Source organism: Tritonibacter scottomollicae (assembly GCF_032924845.1).
GTDB lineage: Bacteria > Pseudomonadota > Alphaproteobacteria > Rhodobacterales > Rhodobacteraceae > Epibacterium > Epibacterium scottomollicae.
This window is the reverse complement of record NZ_CP136704.1, coordinates 554,078-573,402: the sequence shown is the minus strand read 5'-3', so window position 1 is coordinate 573,402 and position 19,325 is coordinate 554,078. Positions and strand designations below refer to the sequence as shown.

The window sequence follows — 19,325 nt, the reverse complement described above, 5'->3', positions numbered from 1 at the left end:
ATTGTCGCCGATTAAGACACGACCCATCAGGCGGTCACAAGTTTCTGATAGGCCGGGTCGCCCCCCTCAGATTTCCTCCACATCCATCACGCCCTCAAGGCTTTTGAGCGCGCCCTTGATCTGCGGATTGATCGGGAACATCTGGCCGAGGTCCATCTCCACATCACCGGGCAGGTTCGGGTCCTGCAGGTAGACATAGATCTCTCCCGGGCTGGCGTTCCTGGCCGCTTTCTTGGCGTCCTCCAGTACCGTGGCCACCGTCGCCACTGCCGCCGCGCTTTCCAGATAGACCCGCAAGCTGGAGCGCCCGGCATCAGCAATCGCGGAGTCCACTGGCCCGGCAGAGCGCATCAGCAACTTCAGCTGGTCGCTCTCCATCGTCGCTTCGGCGGTGATCACCACCTTGGAGCCGGTCTCCAGATGATCGCGGCTTTTCTCCAGCACGTCGGAGAAGATGGTGACCTCATAGGCGCCGGTGGTGTCCGATAGCTGCGCAAAGGCAAAGCGATTGCCGCGCGCGGATTTGCGCTCCTGGCGGCCCGCCACCACGCCGGCCATCTTGGCCATGAACGGGCCGCGCTCGGCCTTGGCCATCACCTCGTCCAGCGTCATCACGTCCTTGCGTTTCAGCGCAGGCATGTAGTCATCCAGCGGGTGCCCGGTGAGGTAGAAGCCCACCGCCTTGAACTCCTCGGAGAGGCGTTCAGCTGGCAACCAATCCGGCACGCCTGCCATGCGCGGCTCGGGCAAGTCGTCCCCGGCCTCGCCGAACAACGACACCTGGTTGGAGTTCTTCTGTTCCTGAATGGCCGCGGAATAGCTCACCAGACCTTCAAGGCTCTCGAACACCCGGCGGCGGTTGCTGTCCAGCACGTCAAAGGACCCGGCCCGTGCCAGCATCTCCAACGGGCGTTTACCGACCCGTTTCAGGTCCACCCGGCGGGCAAAATCATAAAGCGTCACGAAGGGTTGGTCGCCGCGCGCCTCCACGATCAGGTTCATCGCATCGACGCCAACGTTCTTCAGCGCACCCAGCGCATAGATCAGCTCTCCCTCGACCACATCGAAGGTGGCAAGCGAGCGGTTGATGTCCGGCGCCGCATAGGGAAGCTTCAGCCCCTTTTTCACTTCCTCGAAATAGACCGACAGTTTTTCCGTCAGGTGGATATCGCAGTTCATGACCCCGGCCATGAACTCCACCGCGTGGTTCGCCTTCAGCCAGGCGGTCTGGTAGGACACCACCGCATAGGCCGCCGCGTGCGATTTGTTGAAGCCGTAGTTGGCGAATTTCTCCAAGAGGTCAAAGACTTCCGAGGCCTTCTTCTTTTCGACGCCATTCTCCGCCGCGCCCTTTTCGAATTTTGGGCGCTCGGCGTCCATCGCCTCCTTGATCTTTTTACCCATGGCGCGGCGCAGCAGGTCGGCGCCGCCAAGCGTATAATTCGCCATCACCTGGGCAATCTGCATCACCTGTTCCTGATAGACGATGATGCCCTGAGTTTCCTCAAGGATATGGTCGATCAGCGGGTGCACAGACTGGATCTTGCGCTGCCCGTTCTTGACCTCGCAATAGACCGGAATGTTCTCCATCGGACCGGGACGATACAGCGCCACCAGCGCCACGATGTCCTCGATACAGTTGGGTTTCATGCGCTTCAGCGCATCCATCATGCCAGTGGATTCCACCTGGAACACCGCCACCGTCTTGGCCCGCGAGTAGAGGTCATAGGTGACCTCATCATCCAGCGGAATGGCGTTGATGTGGTTCTCCGCCCCCTCTGCCGGTTCAAACAGCTGCGTGCCCTCGGCATTGATGTGCAGCGGTCGCCCGGATTTGAAGATCAGCTCCATCGCGTTCTGGATCACGGTCAGCGTCTTCAGCCCGAGGAAGTCGAACTTCACCAGGCCGGCCTGCTCCACCCATTTCATGTTGAACTGGGTCGCCGGCATGTCGGAGCGCGGATCCTGATAGAGCGGCACCAGCGCATCCAGCGGCCGGTCGCCGATCACCACACCGGCGGCGTGGGTGGAGGCATTGCGCAACAGCCCCTCGACCTGCTGGCCATAGGTCAGGAGCCGGTTCACCACAGGCTCGTTGCGGGCCTCTTCCGCCAGTCGCGGCTCGTCCAGCAGCGCCTTTTCGATCGACACGGGCTTGACGCCCTCGACCGGGATCATCTTTGACAGACGATCCACCTGGCCAAAGGGCATCTGCAGCACCCGGCCAATGTCGCGCACCGCCGCCTTGGACAGCAGCGCACCAAAGGTGATGATCTGCCCCACCTTGTCGCGGCCATATTTCTGCTGCACGTATTTGATCACCTCCTCGCGGCGATCCATGCAGAAGTCGATGTCGAAATCGGGCATCGAGACCCGTTCGGGATTGAGGAAGCGTTCGAACAGCAGGCTGTAGCGCAGCGGGTCAAGGTCGGTCACGGTCAGCGCATAGGCCACCAGCGAGCCCGCACCGGAGCCCCGCCCCGGCCCCACTGGAATGCCCTGTTCCTTGCCCCATTTGATAAAGTCGGCAACGATCAGGAAGTAGCCGGGAAAGCCCATGCCCTCGATGATATCCAGCTCGAAATCGAGCCGTTCCTGATATTTCTCGACCGAAACCGCATGCGGGATCACTGCCAGTCGCTGCTGCAGGCCCTCGTTGGCCTGACGGCGCAGCTCGACCACCTCGTCATCAGCGAACTTCGGCAGGATGGGATCACGGCGATAGGTCATGAAGGCGCAGCGCTGCGCGATCTCCACCGTGTTCTCGATCGCCTCGGGCAGATCGGCAAACAGCGCGATCATCTCTTCCTGGCTCTTGAAGTAATGCTGCGCGGTCAGCCGGCGGCGCGGCTCGGCCTGATCGACATAGGCCCCCTCGGCGATGCAGATCAGCGCGTCATGCGCCTCATACATCTCGGTCTTGGGGAAATAGACGTCATTGGTGGCGACCAGCGGCAGCTCCATGGCATAGGCCATCTCCACTTGGCCGCGCTCGGTCAGGGTTTCCGCCTCGGGCTGGCCGTCCTCGCCCGGATGGCGCTGCAGTTCCACATAAAGGCGATCCGGGAACATCACCTTGAGCCGCTGCAGCAATGCCTCCGCCGCCGGGCGCTGGCCCTGTTGCAACAGCTTGCCCACCGGCCCGTCCGGCCCGCCCGTCAGGCAGATCAGCCCGCACGCGTTGGCCTCCAGCTCCTCAATCGAAACCTGCGGCAACTGCCCGCCGGTTTTGACATAGAGGCACGAGGAGAGCTTCATCAGATGCTCATAGCCTTCCTCGCTCTGCGCCAAGAGCACCACCGGTGCCGGTAACTTCGGCTTCTCGCCCGGCTCGCTCTTCTCGAATGTCAGATCGACTTGACAGCCGACGATCGGCTGAATGCCCGCGCCCGATAGCGACACCGAGAATTCGAGCGCCGCGAACATTGAATTGGTGTCGGTGACCGCAATCGCTGGCATGTTGTGACTTTTGCACAGGTCAGGCAGTTTTTTCAGCCGCACGGCCCCCTCTAGCAGAGAGTATTCCGTGTGGGTGCGCAGGTGAATGAATCGGGGAGAAGCTGTCATGGCGCGACCCTACTCGCGCCCGTTGCCGCAGGAAAGATCAGATCGCATGGTAACCGACCGTCGCGTATGCAGTTCTGCCCAACCTATGCCAAAGCGACGCGCGCCAAGCGCTGGCGCGTCACCGAGACGTCTTCGAGGTCATGGGCTACGCCAGCGAATGGCAGGGGATCAGGTTCGATGAACCAGATCAGACCTTGTAGAGTGCAAAACAACACTGGGAAAGGTGGTGGGTCGTGAGAGGCTCGAACTCCCGACATCTTCGGTGTAAACAAAGAACCTTGAGGCCAAGGTACTGTTTTTTGGCCCAAGGCACTCTTTTCATTGGACTTGGAATCACGGTTTTTCAAATCAATTTCGGTTCAACCAGGTTCAGTGAACCAAGGAACACTTCGTAGCACCTCGCGCATACTGCGCAGCTGGAAACGAAAAAGCCCCGCACGAAGGCGGGGCTTATCAAGCGTTGTGAGAGTGTCCATTTCCCAACATGCTTCGAGAGAGACGGGCATCTGCTCTCAGCTCTAGTCTGGCACAGGCCGCCCGACGCGCAGAGTTAAAAGCACATCATTCGCTTGTGCGAGAGCAAGGGGCGCAGTCAGCCCGAATACGACATTCATGCAAGGTGCAGCGATACCTTTGCTGCAAGCGCGAACGACCCCCTGAGAGCGGACCTTCGAACGGCTCCGATGACCAGGGCGATGCCGCGCTCAGCTCAGATGTCAGCAAAGCGCAGGTAGCGACATTTGCAAAGTCTCAGGATCTGCCACCTGGGCAACGGTCCCATGCTGCACGAGCAATGGCGGGAACAGACCTTCGCTGCAGATGCAGCCACCAACCACTGTCGAACGGAAGGGAACGGGACAAAGCGTGCATTCGCTGCAAGTGCGCCAGTGACAGCTTTTCGGCGGCTGGCCAAAACAAATGATTTCGACGCTGCAAAACTCTTGATGTACGGTGCGGGTTGATGGCTACTTCTTTCGTGCGCTTACGACGAAATGTGTCAGCGCATAGAAAAAGCGGCCTTGGGCAGCCAATGTCTTTTGCTCCGCCAGCCACGCCGCGGCTTCCTCGGCGGGAACGTGGCTATTGTCGACAGCATATCGGGCCATCAATTGCATCATCATCGTCGCAAGCCCGTCCGGCTTCAGCTCGTGATCACATGTCGTTAGTGGAGCGACACCCTCGACGATAAAGCCTGCGTCTCGCGCGATAGACGGCAAAATTGCCGGAACGTCGCGTTGTGTGAAATGCTGATCCCAAGACGCGATCATGCGGTCCATACGATCCTTCTCGTCGCTGAACCACACCAGACTGTCGAGATGAATGTCGCCGATCACAAGTCTGCCACCGGGTTTCAGCACTCGGCTAGCTTCAGCGATTGCTCCGGGGATGTCGTCAAGATACTCGAAGACCTGAACCGAGACAGCCTTGTCCATCGTTCCGGTCTCAATTGGCAAACTATTGGCGGTGCCCGTCAGGATTTCAACACAGTCAAACGCCCTACACCGCTCTTTGGCCGGGCCAAGCATGTCGCGACTGGGATCAACTCCGATTACCTTGCCCCCTGATCCAACCGCTCTGGCAAGTTCTAATGTCAGCAAGCCATTCCCGCAGCCAATGTCGACAATTGTTTCGCCCGCTGCGGGACGAAGAGCGTCGAATGACGCTTGTCGTCTGCGCGTGATATCTGCACCTTGATAGACGATATCCAGAAGCCGCGTCGTTTCCTCGTCAAACCTCAGCATTGTGCACCCGGCGACAAATACACATGGGCTTTTGCTCTATCTATCTTCGGGAACAACTGCATCAACTTCGATCTCGACCAACCATTCCGGGTTAACGAACCTCGTGACCGCCATGATCGTATCGACTGGACGGGCATCGACGCAGTATTTCTTTCGCGCCTCAATGGCCTCCTTCCAGTCATCGATATCCGTCAGAATGACCCGCGTTCTCACAATGTCATGAAGACCAGACCCCGCCTGTTCGAGAGCGGCCTTGATGATTTCAAAGCACTGGGTGGTCTGGGCGAATACATCTCCGACCCCAACTGTCTTGCCCTGAGCATCTACAGGCGCGGTTCCCCCTACCGCAATGAAAGGACCAACACGAACCGCGCGACTGAAGCCAACGACTTCCTCCATGGGATTTCCGTTTGATATGAGCTGGCGCATTTGGTGAGCCTCCTCCCTACTGGAAAGCATACACGCATCTGATCAATCGTGACAAAGTTTTCGGAATTGCGGACATTCCTGCATCGCACAGCATCGGTAAAAGAGGGCTCACTGCCGACTTGCGGCGGCACAGCACCGAGTTGCAGGGATACCGCACCTCGTGCCCGACGCCAGATGACATCAGCCAGCCCATTTACGACGTTCATGCAGGGCGCGACGAAGACGCTGCTGCGAGCGCGAAGGGCTTCCCGTTAGCGGACCTACAAGACTGCTCAGCTGGCCCTGAGCATGCCGCGCCTTGCTTCAAGGTTAGCGAAGCGCTGAGACTTCGCTTGCTGACTGTTGGAAAATCAAAGCGACGCTTGCGCGGCTATATGCCGACGCGCGTTTTGGTGAGTTCGCCCCCCCCTATTTCGGCCTAACTGAACCTCCAGATGAAGGAAGGCACGGAACATGAAGACAGCTATAGTGATACTTACGATTGCCCTGGCTGCGCAGGGCCCGTCGATGGCAAACGCAAAGGACCACTCCTGGGGCAAAGACCAGATACCGACCCCCATCTTCGTAAAGTCGAAAGACAGGCACTGCCCGCCAGGTCTTGCCAAGAAAGCAGTTCCCTGTGTGCCACCTGGACACGCCAAACGGTATGGAATTGGGGAGTACATTCGGGATGGCTACATCCGCATCGATGACCCTAGCCGGTGGGGATTGAGGCGCGACGGGTACTACGTGCGCGCTGGCGACTATGTCTACGAGGTGAACCGCGAGACGCACCAAGTGCTGAACCTGATCGGTGCAATCGCCGACATCCTAAACTAGGTTTTACTGCACCTGCGCCTTGGGCATCGTCTGCAAGGCGCAGATTGCGACCTTTGCAAAGTCCGGGCCGCAGGGCCGCGCTGGATGGCAAGGACGGCCCACTGCCGCCGCTCACCAGTGAAGCCTTTGCCGCAGTGCAGCTTCACCAGACCAGCCGTTCGTGCATCGCACAGCATTTCGGCGGCTTGATCGTCGGTCAGCGGACGAAACGGCCTTGCGAGTTGGTCGTACCGCTGGTTCCGGGTTGTAAGGCAAATTGGCCGCCTCTGAATATTGAGACCCAGGGATTTCGCGGATGTAAGTTTGCCTAATTTGAGAGGACGACTTTTTCTAGAGCGGCGGCCCAGTCCTCGAGATGGTTATCATAGTATGGCCCCTGTTCCGATTTGAATGTCACGATGCCGTCACCGTCCAGCACATAAAGCCGTTCTGGTTCTCCAGCATAATCCGCGTTTATTCGATTGTCAGGCCAATCAAGAACAACCGGATTCTCGAATTCGTATGCGCTTCGCCAGTCATTGGCTACTTTGGCACGGTCCTCCAAATTGATGGTCTGGGCATACATTACTCCGGCCGCTCTGTTTGATTCAGTGTTCCATCCATCTGTTGGATGCGCCTCCAACACATAGACAAACACAAACTGAACCCGCCCATCGTAGTGTTTAATCAGTTGCTTCATCCTATCTGATTGGCGACGGAAAACCGGGCATGTGTAACACCCAAATATCAGCGAGACAGGTGCGCCACGAAGATCGGAAAGGTCCAGAAGTCCGGAAGAGATACTTCCTTCGGCGTTCAGAGTGTGAGCGGCAAAGTTGGGTGCAGGTTCGCCCTCTTGCGCAAGGCAGTTGTCCTCTTGGTCTGCAGCCGTTCTTAGGTAGTCGCGGAATTCAGATTTGCTCAAGCCCATGGTGTCTTTGAAATCGGCTTCCGACATGTCATCCATCTGGTCCCGCATTTCGAATGCAATTCTACTCATAGAAACATCCCTCCTGACCCACACAATAGCAGGAACCGACGCATACCTGAAAGGTATGTCACCAAAGGCGACATCTGAGCATGACGCAGCATTCAGTAGGTTGGGCTCTTCGCGGCCATCCGCTGTGTGAGGTACGAATGCCCGATACAGGGCGTCGCTACCGTTCATTGCAGCGCCTCTGAACTCACACACTGCGGACAAGGACGAAGCTGACTGTCGTCGGATTGGAGAAAATGTCCGCTGCCCTGTTCTTAAGCCGTTGGTACCGAAACATATGGACTTTAAGGGGCACTAACTTGGCTTGGCAATGGCGGTCGCAAATACCTGATGACCGTAAAGCGTTCCGGCTGCTGCCCGGCGCTTGTACTCAGCGACAAGGCCGCAAAACAGCTCCTCACCGATCTCGCCCCGCTCAAGCATCCGCTTTGAAGTTTCTTCGACCCAGGGCAGCATTTGTTCATTGTCCGCAATTGTTCGGCTTTGGACATCAAAATCGGTCACTTCAAAATCGGTCGCTGTCATCAAAGAACGCATTTTCGCGACGATATGTGGGTCAGTCACAAACTCGTTGACGAAGGCGCGTGCGCATGCGTCGAGCGGATCGTTCGCGCTGTTGCTCAGGCTAGCTTTTGAAAAGTCCGCATCGCACACCACAAGACAACCATCCGATTTAAGAACACGCCGCGCTTCTTGAAGAAGCGGAACGGGGTCCACCACATGAGTCAGGACGGTATGCATTATGAGGTTGAAAACCGAATGGTCATCAAGTGGCAATGCAGTCCCGTCCGCGACTTCAAAGGTTACATTGGTGTGCTGTTTCGCGCGCTCTCTGGCCACCCTAACAAAGCCAGAGGATGGTTCGAAGGCCATGACCTGTTCAGGCTCGGCCTTCGCTGCAATCCGCCTGGTAACAGCACCGGCACCAGCCCCGACCTCGACGGTGAGGCTGCCTTCCGCAAATTTTAATTTCGAAAGGTACGATGCAACGATGCTCTCCATTTTGGGGTCGGATTGTCTGGCATCCATCGAGTCAGCGAATGCTGCAATGAATTCCTCGCCCGCTGCGTCTACGTCCTGAAAAGGATCGGCCATCAACAAAGGTTCCCCTTTATGCAATCAAGTTCACGATAGCAGACTTTCATGATTGGCGCAGCATCATGAAGATTGGGCTCACTGCCGACTTGCGGCGGCACAGCACCGAGTTGCAGGGATACCGCACCTCGTGCCCGACGCCAGATGACACCAGCAGCCCAATCACGACATTCATGCAGGGTGCAGCGAAGGCGCTGCTGCGAGCGCGAGCGCTTTCCCGAAAGCCGCCGTTCAGCAGGCGGTGGCGGCCCTGGCTGATGCTGCGGTCAGCTCCAGAGGCAGCGAAGCGCAGGTTAGCGACATTTGCAAAGTCTCAGGATCTGCCACCTGGGCAACGGTCCCATGCTGCACGAGCAATGGAGGGAACAGACCTTCGCTGCAGATGCAGCCACCAACCACTGTCGAACGGAAGGGAAGCGCAACTGACCAGTCATTGTGTCTTGCCCGCCCAATGGCTGGTTTAAGCGCATTGCGACATCGCTACCTATGGAAGATCCACTTCGTGATCTTGTGTGACCAACTTCAGCAACCTTGGTTTGCTTCGTCGCAGTAAGGAAAGCGGCGGTTCAATCGCGTGCGCGCATCTCCAAAGCATCTTCGGTTGTCAGGATATTTCCGGCGTAACCCCACGAACCGCTGCTCACTTCATGTACGCGGACGGACGTCCCGGCCCTGATGGTCTGACCCGCGACTTCGCCAAATGCGTCTGTCACCTTTCGGATGATCTCGGCTTTCTCCTCCGCCGAAAATACACCTTCTAGAACTTGGATATCGATGGATGGCATCGCCTTCTCCATTGTTTGTGGTCTCGCAGGAGATCGATCATTTGAACGATCGTCTGGCACGCAACATGACATATGATGTTTCTACGTGTAAAACTGTCTGCCAAAACAGAAAGGAACTATGGGATGGCTGCGATGACTTCCTTCCGCTCTGTCGTTGATCCTGCAGATTGTGATTTTCTGGGTCACATGAATGTTTCGAGATACTTTGCCGCCTGTTCAGACGGTGTTTTCGCCATTCAATCAGAGATGGGGTTGACGGCCAGTGATATGCGCTCGGGTCGCAGGCTGTCGTTTGCAGTCGTACATGCCGAAAGCGATTTTCGATCCGAGCTGTCTGCAGGTGATGCAATTCGGCTGGAGACATCGATCATTGAGATGGGTGCCAAATCCATCACTTTCCGGCACCGGCTTGTAAGGTCCGAAGACGATGCAACGGCGTTTGAAACAGTGTTCAAATGTGTGATGCTGAGTCTGGAAACACGCAGAGCAGCGGACATTCCGGATGAAGTCCGGCAGAGGGCGGACGCCTGGCAGGAAGAAGCCACCCAACAGAGATAGGACACAGCCTTCACTTCATCTGATGGCAGAATGCATGGCTGCAAAAAGACAATTCGAAGAAAATTTGAATGTTCAGAGCTGAGAGGGGCAGAACATGACAAACACGGAATGGCAACTCAGCGGCAACATGGCCGAACGATACGAGGAATACCTCGTACCCGTCATTTTTGCGCCGTGGGCCAGCGACCTAATTGTGCGCGCCGGCCTTGCCTCCGGCGACAGCCTTCTCGACCTTGCGTGCGGAACAGGCATTGTCGCGCGACTGGCAGCACAATCCGGTGTCACGGCGACTGGCGGTGACATCAACCTTGGCATGTTAGCAGTGGCAAAAGAACGCTCGACAGGGCTGGACGCAACGTTCCATTCGGCAGATGCACAACGCCTGCCTTTCGAAGATGAAAGTTTTGATGTTGTCATATGTCAGCAAGGCCTTCAATTCTTTCCAGACAAGCTCGGCGCGCTGTCCGAGTGTTTGCGGGTCATAAAGCCAGGTGGCCAGGCTGTGTTTTGCACGGCGCGTGGGTTGGAGGAAAATCCTTTAATGCAGGCACAGGTTACCGCCTTTGGCAGGCATTTTGGCGAAGAAACAACCGGAGCGATCCGTGCCGTTTGTGGCTTTCCTGATCCCGATGAGATGCGGTCTGTATTCGAAGGCGCAGGTTTCGGGCAGGTCGCCGTTGAGAAAGTTGTTCTTGATCTTGAAGCTGAAGATGGGTCCGCATTTGTGAACGGATTGATGATGGCCACTCCGGTTGCCGACCGCATAGCGGCAATGCCCCCCGCTGACAGAGCGACACTGCACGACGATATCCTAAAGGGGTTCGGAACTTGGTATGATGGTTCCGCGCTTCGTTTCCCCCATAGCGCTAACGTCGTTCTAGCATTGCGCTCGGCGTGAAATCTCAGGGCAACCATCCAGGGGAGCACCTTCAACGAATGGCCGGTTTTTCAAAAGCTTATGGGCCGCCAATGAATTTTCATGACCTTCGCGCTGGATGGCGGCTTAGCGGAACAGTGACGCTTCTCGTCCGCAACTGCAGAAAATCAACGAGCTGAGTTGACCTGCGCCGCCAACGGCAGTTTTGCGCAACATTTGGTCATCCGTGCATAGTGCAGCATCGGTCGGACTGGGCTCACTGCCGACCTGCGGCGGCGCGGCACCGGGTTGCTGGGATACCGCACCTGGTCTCCGCCGCCAGATGACGCCAGCCAGCCCATTTCAAGACATTCACGCGAGGCGGATCGGTGCCAATGCTGCAGGCGCGAAGGAAACCGAAAGGTTTCTCAGGAGCGGACCTTCAGACTGTCTCGACAGATTGGAAAGATGCTGCGCCTCGCATGAATGTCAGCGAAGCGCAGATAGCGACCTTTGCAAAGTCCCCTCAACCCGAGGCAGCGCGAAAGACCTATGCTGCACGAGCACTACGCGAAGCTGACCTTCTCCGCGGATGGCATTACCTTGCCCATATTTAAAATCGCATGCTCGCACACGGGGCCGCAGACTTTGGATGCTTCAGTCGCCAAAGCTAACATCTGGAGAACCTGCGTCAGCCGCGCCCCCGCAAGAGATTGTATCCCCTACTCGACCAGCAGGTTTCCCGTTCACAAAAACTGATCCTGAGCCTCCCGACAAATTCCGCCCGTGAGCTGGAGCCGGGCAAACACCGCACCCATGTTCTGCATAAGCATCACCTTGACGAACGACTGCTATGCCGTTCACGTACACGTCGGGAGAGGCTGCGGTCGATGGGGTCGGAGGAAAGTGGCATCCGTGACCGGAGCCGATGTCGCCTAGTCGAGTTGCTTTGGGCATTTTCGAAATCCACTCCCGTTAATCTTCATACATCAACAACTGCGCAATAGCAGGAACCCAAGGACCAACAACGCTAAGCCTGCAATCAGAACAAACCCCAATCCGATGAGTAGACGCTGTTACTCCCAAAGCCACTCAAAGTTACGCGAGCTTGGTAGCGGGACGTGATCCTGAATTTGCCGAAGCATATTACCGCTTGCATCCCGCCTCAGATGAGCATCGTTCAACCCCTCTCTGCCCACGTGACCCTCTGCTATTTCGGTAGTACTAAAAGACATATAATCATAAACAGCGAGAGCACTTAGATCAGACCCAAATGTGTCCGTGTTTGACCAGTCAATATCCTCAAGCTGTGTAAGGCACATGCGGATCGCGCGTCCGCCTGGCAGTTGCGTAAGCGCAGTCCCCGTCCGGATGTGCGTCGCCAGTCCTAGAACCCCGCCCGCGCTATCAAGGATAAAGCACTCGGCGTTCGGGAAACCGTCGCCAGTAATATTCACTTGGACATATGCTTTGCCTTCGCCCCGATCCATTGAGAGGTAGATCTGAGTAGAAACGTCAAGATCCGGCACGACGCCGTTGTAGGGAATCCAGTCACCAGCAATCCGCCCCGACCCGGTGTCATTCGCCTCGGGGTTGGACAAGGGACCACCCAGAACATCGTGGCCAACATCGGTGTCTGCGCCGTAGAACGCAAAGTTCTTACCCGCGTATTTAAGAAATATGTTTGCGGTCTGGTCGCCATCCTCAGTGTAGCGTGTGATGGAATAAGTTTCCTCGTGACGCGGCTTCTTTCGCGGTTGCGAGTAGTCGTTTTCCATCACTGGTGCATCGGGAATTCTGTTGCCATACGGATATGTCGGGTTGAGCGCCGCCTCGGCAGTTTCATTGATCACTCTATCGGCGATTGCGTTTGCAGAGGGGTCAGAATCGCATATGACCTCCTCGACCGTACCCATTTGAAGGTTGATCGGCATGATGTGATAAATTCGAGCCGTCACATTTGTATCAAATGAAAATCCCCGGTCATCGCCTTCAAATCCAAGGCCGCCAGCGCCGAAGTTGGCATCTGGGTGGAACGACCGGGTGATGATAGTAATGGCAGTCATTTATAATCCCCGAATGTACCTTCTTCCAGTTGTGCCAGACTCGGCGTATAGACCAAAACTCCTGCATAACCCTTCTTGTCAGGCCCGGTATTTAGTATGTTTGCCTGCATTACCCGCACCAGACGGCTGTTTCCCTTGTCTGCTGTCGAGCCTGAGACATGAATCACCGAGACATCCGGCCAAACGTGACGCTCGCCTGTGCTACGGTCCATCCACCCGCCGCTTCCCACCAGAATTCGTTCTGTGCCTAGGCGCGCAGGGTTTTCGATCTTTGGGTCGGGCACCAGATTGAATCCGAAGGTACCGCCCTCGGGGTAATACATTTCAACATACGAAACCGGACCAGAGACGTAGGCCCCGAAAAGTCGGTCCTGCGGGTTAAGCTGTCCGCGCTTTGCGTTGTTATCATCCGCGTCAGCCAGATTAAGGCCATCCAGCACGCGCCACTCTTCTTCTGGTATGGGAACAGAACCGACAATGACCGTTCCGCCTTGGCTGAGTAAGGGTTCGCCCACATAGAGCGTTACATGGCTTTTCAACTTTTCTTCCCTTGTATCAGCTGACCTAGCGGCCAAAGACCAGAAAACCGCTACACCTAGAGTGAGAAGTAGCAGGACAAGAATTATGCGTTCCCGTTTGAACAACATCAGTTCAGATCAATCTTTGAAGCGTTCATTTTGATGCTTCCTGCAGCTTTGTCCGTCAGGTTCCCTGTCAGCGTTGTAGTCATATCCTTACCGTTGATCAGGATCGTGCCGTCCGCTTTCATGATCAGTTCCGATGCACCGCAGCGCAGGTGAATTTCTTTGTGCGCATCAAGGCGGTACTTCTCTCCTACGACCTGAGAGTGGTTCTTACCTGTCGTTTCCCGGACAGATTGTTGCACCGTTTGTGATAGGTTTTCGCCGTAAGTCAGCGTCGCAGATGTTCCGACGCTCTTGTTGAATGTGGTGCCTGCGGTTAGCGCAATAGCAGATGCAGCCGTCAGCGAATATGTTCCTCGACCTGTCATGTCCGGAAAAGACTGTTCGAAGTTGTAAGCCGCCATCCTAATCCCTTGAGGATTATCCGTGAGCGGCTTTCGCACAAATCCGCCGTGCGACCCGGTGCCAACATTTACTGTCATGTCCATGCCTATATTGTGGACATCGACCAACCTGACTTCTCGCAGGCTTGCAGCGCCAATACTCTCAACCTTGGTTCGATCCACGCGGTTCGTTTGATGGTTCAGTACTTTCAAGCTGTGGTCGAGTTGTGCGTGGAGATGTATCTCTTCCCGCCCTTTTTCGTCCTCAAACCTCAGCTCGTTGTAACCTTCTCCTTTGTGCGTGTCCGTCCTAAACGTAGATCGCGTCTTATGCTTGGGCAGTTCATAAGGCGGCTTGTTTCTGCCGTTATACACACAGCCAGTCACGATCGGCTTGTCTGGATCACCTCGCAGATGCTCAACGATGACCTCCATGCCAATGCGGGGGATGACCATACCACCCCAACCCTTCGACGCCCAGTTCTGGCTAACCCGAACTCGCATGCTGTGCGCGCCATCGAGATCCCAGTGAAAGCGGCACAAAATGCGACCGTGTTCATCACAATCGATCTCGCCTTCGCCAACCACAACTGCGGTTTCTGGTCCCTGCACACGTGGCCCGACCGTTCGGCGCTCGGGGCGAAACGGCGCATCATCAGGTGTCAGCACATAGGAACCGTCATAGGGCGCGTCATCTGCTCCCGCACTCCCAGAGCCATAGGCCTGAGCCCGGAACCGATGGGTGGCCTTGAGGCACACGAATGTTCGTCCTGTCGCATTGGGAACATCATTCCCAGCCAGCGTGACGCGCCAGCCCGCGCCGAGGGACACCACATCGCCCTCAGCCCGGTGGCGCGGGGCCTGACCGCGTTCGGCCTCAAGGCGGCGCGAGACCACCCCCCGGCCTTCGCCTTGGTTGAGGTAATCGCCGGGCCAGTCATAACTTTCGATATCGCCGCTTGGATGAGACGCATCAGAGAACTGGTCCACTTCCTGCGCCGATGTGGGAATCTTGAAGTTATACTCCGTCAGCCGCACTGCGCCGGTGGTGATCCGCTCGGTCGCGGACCAATGGCGGAAATGCTCCTCCTCGTTCCGGTGGTATCCGGCGACACCGAAATACGGGCGCGATGATCCCGGAACTTCAGGCAGGCTGATCGCCGCATCGGTGAGCAAGAGCGTGTGTGATCCCGCCTCATGTCGCCAGGACCATGTGATGCCAAAGCGCTCCAACTGGCGGCGGATGAAATCCGCATCCAACTCGCCATATTGGACCGTGTACTCCAGCACCGGATAGTCATCCATCACCCGCACTTCGAGGTGAGGGTTGCCCAATGCCGCGTAAGAGCTGAGCACCTCTTGTACGATCTCGATGACGGTTTTATTGTGGAAGATCCGCATATTGCGCCGCAGGCTGGCCACATGCAGCCACGGGCGCAAAGTCAGGTCATAGCGAAACCCGTTCTCGAAGGCACCGCGTTGCTCCGCTTCGCAGACGATCCCGTCAAAGGCACGCACTCCTTGAGCGTGATTGATTTCGACAGTGGCATGGGTTCCAAGTAGAGCGCTGAGATCGAGGGTGTTCTCGGTTGAGAGCGCTTCAACCCGCCACTCGAAATCTCCCGAAAGCTCCTCCGTGCCATCCATCCGCAAAAGCACAAGCGCGTCGGATCCCAGCACAGTCGTCAGACGCCCAAGCCGGGCCTCCTGAGTAAATACATTCATAAAACACAACCCTTGAAGTTGAGCGAGAGCATATCTGTCTCGCCTTAAGGATCAAGGGCGGCATATCCCTACCTGTGGGGAAAATCACGATGGCGCAATCACATCGGAGTGATTGTTCGACGTCGTTGGGGCCGAGTTCAATGTCCGCTCGCGGAGAGTCTTTCGCGCTTGCAGAAGCGCCCTCGCTGTGCCTTGCGTGGATGTCTCCTTCGGGCTGGCTGCTGTCATCTGACGGCTGGAACCTGGTGCGGAATCGCTGCGACCTTGCTGCCGCACCGCCGCATGTCCGCTTAGAGCCCAAAAGTACGGATGCTGAAAAGTGCATGAATGACTGCTCCGGGGAACGCCATTGCGGTCTTAAATGACCGCGAATAAGGTTGTTCGGTCACGATATGTGTCCTGCCACGTAAAGGAGGGTTACCTAAGTGTTTAGATGCCTGAGGTGGCCAAGACGGCAGAGTTTTGAAAAAAAGAGAATTGACGTTACAGTGTCCCAACAAGAATGGGCGCTTCTGAAGCGGGGTTCGCTCCCCCAATCCATGGAAGATAAATGGGCTATCTATTACCGTGATGGTTTCCTGAATTTCCACAGGTCGCGTCACATAATCTATAAATTGAGGCCTGAAGCCTGTGGGGGCTCGTTTGTATTCGATACGCTGTGGTGTCGGCGTAAAATTGACCACTACACACCCGGCGCACACTTCGATGAAGTAGATTTTGTCATGAAGAGGATCCAAATGAGACTGGAGAGACCTGCTGATGAGCCATGGGTAGGATGGGATCCAAGGTATCCGCGAAGCAAAGAAGTATTGGAACCCGACTTTACAGCGATCAAAAGTAGATGAACGCCTTCTCGACCAATTGAGAATTAGCACAGTGCAGGCGCTTCAGGCCTCCTGTAGGCTGAAGCTGCCATTGGCGCAACCGCAGCGAATTCAAACTTTGTCCGCATTCCTTCCGCTCGATGATGGTTGGTGGCTGCACTTGCGGCGAACGTCTGCTCCCTCCATTGCTCGTGCAGCGTGGGACCGGCGCGAGGCTCGCAGGTTCCGCGACTTTGCAAATGTCGCTAACTGCGCTTCTCCGACATACGTGCCAAGAGCAGCAACCGTCCTGATCGGCCGAGCTAACCTGAAGGTCCGCTCAAGGGAGATCTGGCGGGTTTCCCCCGCCCAGCTGACGTAGGAATTTGCGTCTGCGCTGCCCGAATATCGGTCAACCGCTTCGCAGTCCAATCGCGACAATCGTACCGCTCATGAATCCATTGGACCGATCCGCTGACGGTGGACACTCTAGGGGCGTTTCGGCTCATCGCCAAGCTTCGAAGTAGACGTTCAATCGTGAATAGGTATCTATTGGAAGTCTGCTGACCAGGAAGTGATCCATACACATCGCAACCTTAACACAACGAAGCCCTGCAGTTTCAGGGACAGAACTCGGCCAGTTGCCTTGGATCGACCTAAACTGCGTGACATCAACATCTGTAGGATTGATTTTGACGCGACAGGTCATCATTTGGAAACCGCGCGCCTACTGCCAAGGTGCTCGTTGCCCGAAAGAGAGAGCCAAGTGATCAATAAAGAGCCGAAGTTTCGGGGGCATGTGCTTGACTGGCGGCCAAACAGCTTGCACAGGTAGCGGATCTGGAGCCAAGTCGGGCAGAACCTGAACCAGGCGTTCATGCTTCAGGTCATCATAGACGATGAACATGGGAAGAAGCGCTATCCCGAGACCTTCCAAAGCCATGTCGCGCATCGCGTCCCCATTGTTTGTCATGACTCTGGATGGGACAGGCGGATCAACTGGCCTGTCAAACTGCCAGATTTCGCCCAGCCGCTTGTTCTGGTATCCAATTGCGGCATGCTCCCTGAGCTGCTCTGGTCTATTAATCTGGCCATGCTTTTCCAAGTACTCAGGGCTTGCGACAATCGCTCGAGGGTCCTCGCAAACCTTGCGAACAACCAGGGTGCTGTCGGGCATCCTACCAACACGGATAGCAACATCAAAACCAGATCGGGCCAGATCAACCATTGCATCATCGTATTCGATGGCGATATCGAGATTGGGGTGCATGCTGGCGAACTTGGCGGCCATACGTCCAACGTGACGAATCCCGAAGCTCATCGGCGCCGAGATCCTCAGCCGCCCTTGCAAACCATGATCACCCTCCGCAACCCACTCCGTTGCCATGACAAGCTCACTAAACGCGGGCCGAACCCTCTCAGCAAGTGCAATGGCAGCATCCGTCACTCTGATCCGGCCTGCATGGCGCGTAAACAGAGTAACGCCAAGCGCCTTTTCGAGATCACTAATACGTTTGCTGATAACGGATTTTGACAATCCGCCACGCGTTGCAGTCTCCGAGATGGACCCGGTGTCCACCACACTGAGGAAGGTTTCAATTTCGTTTATGTTCCAGCGCATAAAACCAGCATAGTCATGATTTGAAAGTACGGGAAATAATATCGTTCGGTGATTTCGAACGCCGACTTGCAACCACGTTGACTTCCAGCATTGGCCGCACCGGTTCAGTCCATAGAAATTCGGTTGCTTGTTCTCATTGATGCCCTTCGCAGTACTATAATTGCCCGTAGAGGGCAGACCCAAGAGAGCGCACTCACCGGAAGGCCCGCCGCAAACCCGCAAGGAATAGTCACCTTGACCTGCGCCATTGCTCAGCGAGGTTTTTCGAACACCAGGTTCTGCTTTCGGGAACGCGTCATGCGTTGAATGCCTGTCTTCTCCCCCCAATTGAAAGACAGCCACGGCTTCCCCGTGAAGAAAGGAGTTTCGAAATGAGACAGATCTTATCTACGAGCAAGACCGGCCCCGGTCATTGGGTGGGCGATGGGTTTCCAGTGCGATCTCTGTTTTCGCATATGGGCAGGAAAAACAGCCATGATCCGTTCCTGATGCTGGATTACGCCGGTCCGCATCGTTTCAACCCGGCGGACCATCCGAGAGGTGTCGATGTGCATCCGCACAAAGGATTCGAAACCGTCACAATCGTCTATCAGGGCGAGGTCGAACACGGCGATTCCACAGGGCGCGGCGGAGTGATCCGGGAAGGTGATGTGCAGTGGATGACCGCAGCAGACGGCATTCTACATAAGGAGTACCACAGTCAGGAGTTCACCCGCAGGGGCGGAACGCTCGAAATGGTCCAGCTCTGGGTAAACCTGCCCGCCAAGGATAAATCTGCGACACCGGGGTACCAGGGCATCACGAATGCAGAGATTCCCAGTATTGACCTTGCAGATAATGCCGGGCTGCTGCGGGTCATCGCAGGCGAATACAACGACCACAACGGGCCTGCGCGCACCTTCACGCCGATGGAGGTCTGGGACTTACGATTGAACGCGCACAAGGGGGCTTCGTTGGCGCCGCCGGAGGGCCAGAATGTTACGGTAGTTGTGCTCGACGGCGAAGTAAACATCAATGGCAGCGCCCCCCTAGTGGGCCCGGCAACTGCACGCCTGGGGAACAAGGGCGCGGTCCGGCTGGAAGCTGCTACCAGTGCCAAGCTCTTGATCCTATCGGGTGAGCCGATTGACGAACCAGTCGCAGCCTATGGGCCCTTTGTGATGAACACTCAGGAGGAAATCCATCAGGCGATTTCCGAATTTCAGTCCGGAAAGTTCGGCAGTCTGTAAAGGACTTCCGGACAGGATCGCGGCGGC

General features: G+C 56.4%; 15 protein-coding genes. 4 read left to right on the top strand and 11 right to left on the bottom strand.

The window, feature by feature from the left end:
* Window positions 1-66 precede the first annotated feature (66 nt).
* From dnaE to R1T40_RS03325, 3 genes are all read right to left on the bottom strand, one after another.
* Window positions 67-3,567, bottom strand: coding sequence for a DNA polymerase III subunit alpha (gene dnaE, locus R1T40_RS03335; protein ID WP_317385860.1), 3,501 nt, complete (start codon window positions 3,565-3,567; stop codon window positions 67-69).
* A 965-nt stretch (window positions 3,568-4,532) separates the two neighbouring features.
* Window positions 4,533-5,309: a methyltransferase domain-containing protein gene (locus R1T40_RS03330; protein WP_317385859.1), complete on the bottom strand. Its 777-nt coding sequence runs from the start codon at window positions 5,307-5,309 to the stop codon at window positions 4,533-4,535.
* Between the two features lie 36 nt (window positions 5,310-5,345).
* Window positions 5,346-5,738, bottom strand: a complete 393-nt coding sequence (locus tag R1T40_RS03325; protein WP_317385858.1) for a RidA family protein — start codon at window positions 5,736-5,738, stop codon at window positions 5,346-5,348.
* Between the two features lie 621 nt (window positions 5,739-6,359).
* Between R1T40_RS03325 and R1T40_RS03320 the strand changes: the two genes are divergently transcribed.
* Window positions 6,360-6,557, top strand: a complete 198-nt coding sequence (locus R1T40_RS03320; protein ID WP_317385857.1) for a hypothetical protein — start codon at window positions 6,360-6,362, stop codon at window positions 6,555-6,557.
* Between the two features lie 307 nt (window positions 6,558-6,864).
* Here R1T40_RS03320 and R1T40_RS03315 read toward each other — a convergent pair whose 3' ends face one another.
* The 3 genes from R1T40_RS03315 to R1T40_RS03305 all read right to left on the bottom strand — a co-directional run bounded on the left by R1T40_RS03315 (window position 6,865) and on the right by R1T40_RS03305 (window position 9,413).
* Window positions 6,865-7,704, bottom strand: a complete 840-nt coding sequence (locus R1T40_RS03315) for a deiodinase-like protein (protein ID WP_317385856.1) — start codon at window positions 7,702-7,704, stop codon at window positions 6,865-6,867.
* A gap of 123 nt (window positions 7,705-7,827) precedes the next feature.
* On the bottom strand, window positions 7,828-8,628 hold the full coding sequence (locus R1T40_RS03310; protein WP_317385855.1) for a class I SAM-dependent methyltransferase: 801 nt from the start codon (window positions 8,626-8,628) through the stop codon (window positions 7,828-7,830).
* A 566-nt stretch (window positions 8,629-9,194) separates the two neighbouring features.
* The gene (locus R1T40_RS03305; protein WP_317384548.1) at window positions 9,195-9,413 is read right to left on the bottom strand and encodes a tautomerase family protein; all 219 of its coding nucleotides are present in this window, start codon (window positions 9,411-9,413) and stop codon (window positions 9,195-9,197) included.
* 72 nt (window positions 9,414-9,485) lie between these two features.
* On the opposite strand from R1T40_RS03305, the gene R1T40_RS03300 reads away from it, so the two are divergent.
* Together R1T40_RS03300 and R1T40_RS03295 are read left to right on the top strand one after the other, a co-directional pair.
* Window positions 9,486-9,971, top strand: coding sequence for an acyl-CoA thioesterase (locus tag R1T40_RS03300; RefSeq protein ID WP_317385854.1), 486 nt, complete (start codon window positions 9,486-9,488; stop codon window positions 9,969-9,971).
* A 94-nt stretch (window positions 9,972-10,065) separates the two neighbouring features.
* On the top strand, window positions 10,066-10,869 hold the full coding sequence (locus R1T40_RS03295) for a class I SAM-dependent methyltransferase (protein ID WP_317385853.1): 804 nt from the start codon (window positions 10,066-10,068) through the stop codon (window positions 10,867-10,869).
* Window positions 10,870-11,484: 615 nt separating this feature from the next.
* On the opposite strand, the gene R1T40_RS03290 is transcribed toward R1T40_RS03295, so the two are convergent.
* From R1T40_RS03290 to R1T40_RS03270, 5 genes are all read right to left on the bottom strand, one after another.
* On the bottom strand, window positions 11,485-11,784 hold the full coding sequence (locus R1T40_RS03290; protein ID WP_317385852.1) for a PAAR domain-containing protein: 300 nt from the start codon (window positions 11,782-11,784) through the stop codon (window positions 11,485-11,487).
* A gap of 119 nt (window positions 11,785-11,903) precedes the next feature.
* Window positions 11,904-12,893, bottom strand: coding sequence for a hypothetical protein (locus R1T40_RS03285; RefSeq protein ID WP_317385851.1), 990 nt, complete (start codon window positions 12,891-12,893; stop codon window positions 11,904-11,906).
* Window positions 12,890-13,432, bottom strand: coding sequence for a hypothetical protein (locus tag R1T40_RS03280; protein WP_317385850.1), 543 nt, complete (start codon window positions 13,430-13,432; stop codon window positions 12,890-12,892). The genes R1T40_RS03285 and R1T40_RS03280 overlap by 4 nt, the downstream gene beginning before the upstream one ends.
* Window positions 13,433-13,539: 107 nt before the next feature.
* The gene (locus R1T40_RS03275; RefSeq protein ID WP_317385849.1) at window positions 13,540-15,645 is read right to left on the bottom strand and encodes a type VI secretion system Vgr family protein; all 2,106 of its coding nucleotides are present in this window, start codon (window positions 15,643-15,645) and stop codon (window positions 13,540-13,542) included.
* 1,530 nt (window positions 15,646-17,175) lie between these two features.
* A complete protein-coding gene (locus tag R1T40_RS03270) occupies window positions 17,176-18,411 on the bottom strand; it encodes a LysR family transcriptional regulator (protein ID WP_317385848.1) in 1,236 nt (411 codons plus the stop codon).
* Between the two features lie 29 nt (window positions 18,412-18,440).
* Between R1T40_RS03270 and R1T40_RS03265 the strand changes: the two genes are divergently transcribed.
* A complete protein-coding gene (locus R1T40_RS03265; RefSeq protein WP_317385847.1) occupies window positions 18,441-19,298 on the top strand; it encodes a pirin family protein in 858 nt (285 codons plus the stop codon).
* Window positions 19,299-19,325 lie beyond the last annotated feature (27 nt).